General features: G+C 67.3%; 4 protein-coding genes and 2 pseudogenes. 4 read left to right on the top strand and 2 right to left on the bottom strand.

Features of this window, described 5'->3' with window-relative positions:
• The first annotated feature begins 258 nt into the window (after window positions 1-258).
• The 3 genes from MXD62_RS26655 (at window position 259) to MXD62_RS26645 (ending at window position 3,749) form a co-directional block, all read left to right on the top strand.
• Complete coding sequence (locus MXD62_RS26655; protein ID WP_248832164.1) at window positions 259-594, top strand: AMP-binding protein; 336 nt, start codon at window positions 259-261, stop codon at window positions 592-594.
• Complete coding sequence (locus tag MXD62_RS26650) at window positions 591-887, top strand: hypothetical protein (protein WP_248832163.1); 297 nt, start codon at window positions 591-593, stop codon at window positions 885-887. Before MXD62_RS26655 ends, MXD62_RS26650 begins: the two co-directional genes overlap by 4 nt.
• A 120-nt stretch (window positions 888-1,007) precedes the next feature.
• The gene (locus MXD62_RS26645; protein ID WP_248832162.1) at window positions 1,008-3,749 is read left to right on the top strand and encodes a LuxR C-terminal-related transcriptional regulator; all 2,742 of its coding nucleotides are present in this window, start codon (window positions 1,008-1,010) and stop codon (window positions 3,747-3,749) included.
• Here the strand turns inward: MXD62_RS26645 and MXD62_RS26640 are convergent.
• A pseudogene (locus MXD62_RS26640) lies at window positions 3,735-4,011 on the bottom strand (ISL3 family transposase); the annotation flags it as partial. The gene MXD62_RS26645 and the pseudogene MXD62_RS26640 overlap by 15 nt on opposite strands.
• A 228-nt stretch (window positions 4,012-4,239) precedes the next feature.
• Window positions 4,240-5,157: pseudogene (locus MXD62_RS26635) on the bottom strand (IS1380 family transposase); the annotation flags it as partial.
• Window positions 5,158-5,278: 121 nt separating this feature from the next.
• On the opposite strand from MXD62_RS26635, the gene MXD62_RS26630 reads away from it, so the two are divergent.
• Window positions 5,279-6,865, top strand: a complete 1,587-nt coding sequence (locus tag MXD62_RS26630; protein ID WP_157472898.1) for an ISL3 family transposase — start codon at window positions 5,279-5,281, stop codon at window positions 6,863-6,865.
• Window positions 6,866-7,006: the final 141 nt, after the last annotated feature.

The following is a 7,006-nucleotide window of genomic DNA, read 5'->3' as shown; positions in this document are numbered from 1 at the left end:
TACGGCGGAGGGCTCCCGCCTGCCCTGTGGGCCGACACGGCCGAGGGCGCCCGGCTCGCCGAGGCGGCAGCCAAGCGCCTGCGGCGCATCACCGCCGATCGCGTGACCTACACGCTCAATGGTGCCGACGGTGACTACTCGACCGTGTAGCCGGGCGGGAGTTGGATCTCAGCTCGCTGCGCGCCATTCTCTACAGCGCCGCACCGACCGCCCGGGAGCGGCTTGAACAGGGCCTCGAGGTGTTCGGCACGGTTGTTCATGCAGCTCTACGGCCAGCCGGAAGCACCGAACATCATCACCCGGCTGCGCCGCGAGGACCACCGCCTCGATCCCGGCGGTGAGCAACGCCTGACCAGCTGCGGCCAGCCCGCTATCATGACCGCGGTTAAGGTGGTTGATGAGCATGGCCGAGAACTGCCCCGCGGCCAGGTCGGTGAGATCGCCGCTTCCACGCCCGACGCCACGGTCGGCTACCGCGGCCGGCTCGAACAGACCGCCAAGGCCCTGGGCGGCCGGCTGGTTGCACACCGGCGACATCGGGCGCATGGACGACGACAGCTACGTCTACCTGCTCGACCGAAAAAGACGATATGATCACCACCGGTGGAATAGGCGTCTACAGCACCGAGGTGAAGAACGCCGCCACAGCCTGCCCCGGAGTCGGGCGGGGCACGGTCACCGGAGTGCCGCGCCCTGACTGGGGCGAAGCCGTCGTCGCGTTCGTCGTGCCCGACGACACCGGCGCGTTCGACGAGGCCAAGCTGCTCGCCCGCTGCCGCAGCAACCTCGCCCGCTACAAGCAGCCCAAGGTCGTGCGCGTCGCCGAGACGCTACCCACCACCGTGCTTGGCAAGATCGACAAGAAGACCCTGCGGGCCGGCTGGTAACGCCGAGGTATTGCAGACCCAGGTGGACAGTGGGAAAATTCGCTATAGATGATGTGGGGGTAGTCACAAGCGTGTGGCGATGGAGGTGGGCAGGGAGCCCTCGAAGGCGAGGCGAGCTGGATGGACATCGAGGTACGTCCCGTGCTAGCGGTGTCCACGAAGTTTCAGGCACCGAGCTATGACGATGGGCTGGTCAGCCGTGACCGGCTCATCGACCAGCTCCGCGAAGGTCGCGCCAAGCGGCTGACGTTGATCCACGCCCCCGCCGGGTTCGGTAAGACCACTCTGGCGGTCCAGTGGCAGCGTGTGCTGCGTGCCGAAGGTGTGCCGGTCGCCTGGCTCAGTCTCGACCGCGACGACAACGACGCCGTCTGGTTCCTCAGCCACCTTGTCGAGGCGGTGCGTCGCGTCGAACCCACCTTCGCTGGCGGCTTGGTCGATGTCCTCGAACAACATTCCGGCGACGCTCAACGTTACGTGCTCACCGAGCTGGTCAACCAGGTTGCCGAGCACCGGCGGCCCCTCGCGATCGTTCTCGACGACTGGCACCTCATCGACAACCCCAAGGCTGCCGCCGCGCTGGAATTCTTGCTGGATGTGGGTCCTGACAACCTCCACCTGATCGTCACCAGTCGAACCCGCTCGCCGGCCGTCGGGAGGCTCAGGGTCCGCAACCAGGTCACCGAGATCGACGCCACCCAGTTGCGTTTCGACCGCAACGAATCCGCCGCCTTCCTCCTCGACCTCAACGCACTAGACCTCGACAGCGAGGACGTTCATCAACTGTGCTCCAGCACCGACGGCTGGGTTGCCGCGCTCCAACTCGCCACCCTGTCGCTACGCAACAGCGACGACCCGTCAGCGTTGATCCGCGGCTTCTCCGGGCGGCATCACTCCATCGGCGACTACCTCGCCGAGAACGTGCTCAACACGCTGCCCGCCGACCTGCTTGACTTCCTTCTCACGACCTCCATCTGTGATCGTCTCTGTGGTGACCTCGCCGCCGCGGTCAGCGGACAGCGGCGTGGGCAGGCCCTGCTGGAAGAGCTCGAACAGCGAGACATGTTCCTGCGGCCGCTCGACGACAACCGGGAATGGTTCCGCTACCACCACCTCTTCGCGGACTATCTGCGGCGGCGCCTGGAACGCACTCATGCCGACCGGATCATCACTCTCCACCGCACCGCATCAGCGTGGTTTGCCGATCATGACCTGCTCGGTGAGGCCGTCACCCACGCCTTGGCCGCCGGCAACGACACCGGAGCTGTGGATTTAGTGGAACGGCAGGCCATGCCCCTGGTAGAGCACAGCCGCATGGCCACCCTGCTCGGCCTGGTCAACAAACTGCCGCAGACTCTGCTACCCGGCCGACCGGGGCTGCAGATCGCCATCGCCTGGGCCAACTGCCTCCTGCAACGGGCACAGCCCGCGCAGACCGCGCTCGATCACGTACGAGCCACCTTGGCCTCCGTAACCGACGACACCAGTAAGGAAATCCTCGGCGAGGCCGATGTCGTCCAGGCCTGCATCGACGTCTACGGTGACCGGATCGACCGCGCCGCCGTTCTGGTCGCCCCCTACATCGCGGAGAACCCGAGCTACCGGCCCTGGCCAGTCGCGGTGTCGTCTAATATCCGCACCTTCGTCGACATCCACACCTTCGCCTACGACACTGCGCAAAAACGGCAGCAGTGGGCCAACGCCTTCCATGAGGCGACACACGGGCCTTTCGCCGCTGTGTACGGGCGCTGCTTCGCCGGACTCGCAGCATTCGCCCAACTCGACCTGGTGACCGCCGGGCGCCTCTATAAGGAAGCCGTGGCCCTCGCCCGCGGAGGCGCCGGGCGAAAGTCGCATGCCGCCCGGCTGGCGGGAGCGCTACTGGGCAGGCTGTACTACGAGCGCGGCGACATCGACGCCGCTGAGCGGCTCCTTGAGGAGTGCCATGAACTCGGCGCCGAAAGCGGCGTCGCCGACTTCATGATCGCGACTTACTCCACCCTGGCCCGCATCAAAGTCCTGCGAGGCGACGTCGAAGACGTCTGGTCATTTCTCGATGAAGGCAACGAAGCGGCGAGCCAGCTCGCATTACCCCGTTTGTCGGCCGCCGTCGATCACGAACGCCTGCGGCTGCATTTAGCCCTTGGGGACATCAGGAGCGCACAGAACGTACTCGCTCGCCAAAGCGAGGATATCGCACGCGGCGACGATGGCATCGCCATGGCCACCCGCCGCTACCAGCTCGCGATGCGCGCGCGAATCATGTCTGCCCAAGGCGACTACGAAGGCGCCCTCCGACTACTGTCCGAGATTCTCCACGAGAGCAGCTCCGTAGGCTGGCGGTACGCCGAAACGACCGCACGCGTCGAACTAGCGGTGGTCCTCTCGCTCGGCGGCGACTCTGACGCTGCGATCCGTACAGCGGTGCCTGCGTTGGTTGCCGGAGCCCGCTCCGGTCTCGTGCGCACCATGATCGATGCGGGGCCGGAGCTCCTGAAGATCATCAGAGAGTTTCGAGGCGCTAGCCAATGTCGCCGATGGCCCGCAGATTTGCCCGCCATACCATCGGACTACCTGTCCAAGCTGCTCGCCACGGCCCATATCGACGCAGAGCGGGCGGCGATCCCCATTATCGATCGCCCGGCCGAGCGGAATCCAACGCCCGAAGAACCACTCAACGCCCGCGAGATCGACATCCTCTGTCTCCTGAACCGCGGGCTGTCAAACAAAGAAATCGCGCGTAGCCTCAACTTGACTATCAACACCGTCAAATGGTATCTTAAGAACATCTATACTAAGCTTGGCGTCGCCCGGCGCGGTGAATCAGTCGCGGAGGCGCGCCGCCGAGGTATCCTTGCGTGAATGCTCTAGCATCTGTTCGCGGAAGGTCTGGCGGCAGCAGCCCCGGGTCGGGCACACCAGGCGGCGGATCACGACTACGCGGCGTGCGTCGACCGGGGCATCGGCCACGGTCCGCTGCAGCCGTGCACGCGCGAGGTCTGGACTCCGCAGCTTGGACAGGCGGCCGGCGCATCTGGTGTCCGTGCCACACTCGGATCAGGTCGCCTTCGTCTGCCACATCCTCCACGACCAGCGGCGACAAGCCGGAAAACGCTAGATTCATCAGACGATCCACATCGTATATGACAAATCGTGTCATGTTAGCCCAGATCTTTCGTGCCTCGACCAGGTGTGTTCGCGGGCTGACCTGCCGCCCTTGTTGATGTTGAGTTTTGCTGCTGGGTCTGGGGGTGGCCGTGGCGGAGTGCCCCGGCTGTCGCGCGGGGTGGGCGCCCGGTCCACGTTCGGGGCGGGCTCCTGGGTGATGGGGTGGGAGGTCTGTGGCCGCGGGCTATCCGGGGGCGGGTAGCGCGCGCAGTGTGGTGATCGCCTGGAGGGCCAGTGGGGCCCAGGGGTGGTGCGCGGGCAGGTGCAGGATGGTGGCGCGGGCGTGGCGGGCGAGCCGGCCTGCGAGCCAGAACAGGCGGTGGCGTAGCCGTTTCGGTTCCCAGCGCCGCGCGGGCTGGCCGGCGAGGGCGAGCATCTGGGTCCAGGCGATCAGGTCGCAGGCGAGTGCGACGATCTGGCACCAGATCTGGTTCTGGGTGAAGTCGTGGAGCGGCAGGTTGGTCAGGCCGGTGTCCTTGGCGGCTCGGATCCGGTCTTCGCAGCGGGCCCGGCGGCGGTGGCGTAGCTCGAGGTCGGCGAGCTGCCCGCGGGGGGTGTTCGTGGCGAACGCGGTGATCCGGTTGCCGTCGACGTCGGTGACATGTAGCTGCGCGCCGGGGTGGGGGCGTTCTTTGCGGGCGATGACCCGTATCCCCGGTGGCCAGCCGGTCAGGTCCATCAGCCCGGACAGTTCGGCGACGAACGCGCCGGGGCGGGGCTGGCCGTTGGCGTCGTAGGCCGGTGTCCACGCCGCTGCCGGGAGGCGGGTGATCAGCTCGGCGGCGGTGTCGGGCAGGGTGAACCCGACCGAATATGCCAGCCGCCGCCTGTGCGCCCAGGCCAGGAAGGCGTGTGTGCCGCCGGCGGAGTCGGCGCGGACCAGCACCTTGCGGGACCGGCGCAGCCGCCGGGGCAGCTGGCCCAGCGCGGCGGTGGCGACGGTGATGTGGTCGGCGGCGGTGTTCGACCCGGCGTTACCCGCGCGCAGCAGTACCGCCGCCGGTTCTCCGGAGCCGGCCGGTCCATGGTCGATGAACGCCCACAGCGGATGGAACCCGAAGCCCTTCTTGAACGTCGGCCGGGCTTGTTCCTTCTCCGAATGGTTGAACGGGTCTCAAGTGGATCTGGCCCTGATCTTGTGATCGAAGTGGACCCGGGGGTGCCTGCTACCTGAGGCCGGCCTGCTGTGATCATGTGCCGGGTGCCTCTCTGACCTTGGGGTCCTGCTTCCGCATCTGGCGGGTCTGATCGTCGACCGCGTCGACCGGACTGGTGATCGCTTGCGGTTGTGGGCCCGTGTTCGAGGGCCGGGTGGGGCCTGTCCAGGCTGCGGGGTGGTCTCGGAGCGGGTGCATGGCCGGTATCGGCGGCGGTTGGTCGATGCTGCCATCGGGGGTACCCACGTCGAGATCGATCTGCTGGTCCGGCGGTTCCGTTGCCTGGACTCGGGATGTTCGAGGGTGACGTTCGCGGAGCAGGTCGTGGGTCTGACGAGTCCACATGCCCGGTTCACCCCACTCGCCACCGGGATGATCGAGGCGATCGGGTTGGCGCTGGCGGGCAGGGCCGGTTCGCGTCTCGCCGGGCGGGTGGGGCTGTGTGCTGGCCGGAACACGGTGCTGCGTCGGGTGCGGGCGTTACCCGATCCGCAGGTGGGTGTCGTGGCGACCCTCGGTGTGGACGATTTCGCGGTGCGTCGGGGCCGGGTCTACGGAACGGTCCTGGTCGATCTGGACCGTCACCGGCCGGTGGACCTGCTCGCGGATCGGGAGGCAGCGACGTTCGCCGGCTGGCTGGCCGAGCATCCCGGTGCGCAGGTGATCTGCCGGGATCGGGCCGGTGCCTACGCCGACGGTGCCCGTACCGGTGCACCGGACGCGGTGGAAGTGGCTGACAGGTGGCATCTGTGGCACAACCTCGCCGGGCACGTCGAGGCGACTGTCGCCCGCCATCGTTCCTGCCTGAAAGAACCCTCCCTGCCGGCCGTCGAGGCCGTCGCGAGCCAGCCGAGCGACGTCGACGAGGCGGTAACCGAGGCGCGGGACGAGCACTTCGAGAGCCGGGCGTTCGTGCGCAACGCCCGCGAGCGGTATGCCGCCGTCCAGGACCTCAAAGCGCAGGGCCTGGGCATCAAGCCGATCATGCGGGAGCTGGGGCTGGCGAAGGAAACGGTCCGCAAGTACTACCGCGCGGCCACCATCGAGGACGTCCTGGCCAAGACCCGCGACGGACGCGGCTCGGTCCTACGGCGGTGGGAGCCCTACCTCAACGAGCGGGTGAATGCTGGGATCACCAATGGCAGCCAGCTGTTTCGGGAGATCCGCGAGCAGGGCTACCCCGGAAGCCAGGCCACCGTCCTGGCTTACCTCCGCCTGCTGCGCACCGCCGGCAGCACCGCACCCGCAGCGTCGCCGGCGCCGAAGGTCCGCACCGTGACCCGGTGGGTCCTCACCGATCCCGAACACCTCGACGAGGAGGAAACCCTCGCGTTGAAGAAGGTTCTCACCCGCTGCCAGCACCTGCAGACCCTCGCGGGCCATGTCACCGCGTTCGCGCAGATGCTCACCGGACGCCACGGCGACCGGCTCAACACCTGGATCGCCGCCGTCGACGCCGACGACCTCCCTGAACTGCACCGTTTCACCCGCGGCCTGCTCCGCGACCACGACGCCGTCCTCAACGGACTGACCCTGCCGCACAGCTCCGGACAAGTTGAAGGCACCGTGAACCGCATCAAAATGATCAAACGTCAGATGTACGGCAGAGCGAACTTCGACCTCCTCCGCAAACGCGTCCTGCTCGCGACCTGACTGCCGCCCGGGTCCACTTCGATCACAAGATCAGGGCCAGATCCAGCTCCCACGCTCCTAATCACCGCCGCGGCCTGCGAGTTCCCGGACCACCGCGCCGACCTGGGCCGCCAGCCGGACGGTGCGCCGCTGGTAACGCTC

This window comes from Frankia sp. Mgl5 (genome assembly GCF_023242985.1).
GTDB classification, from domain to species: Bacteria; Actinomycetota; Actinomycetes; order Frankiales; family Frankiaceae; genus Parafrankia; species Parafrankia soli.
This window is presented reverse-complemented; position numbering and strand designations above follow the sequence as displayed.

Excerpts from the sequence above, each read along its gene's own strand:
- MXD62_RS26655 (WP_248832164.1), top strand. The coding sequence starts at position 259 with ATGCAGCTCTACGGCCAGCCGGAAGCACCGAACATCATCACCCGGCTG.
- MXD62_RS26650 (WP_248832163.1), top strand. The coding sequence starts at position 591 with ATGATCACCACCGGTGGAATAGGCGTCTACAGCACCGAGGTGAAGAAC.
- MXD62_RS26645 (WP_248832162.1), top strand. The coding sequence starts at position 1,008 with ATGGACATCGAGGTACGTCCCGTGCTAGCGGTGTCCACGAAGTTTCAG.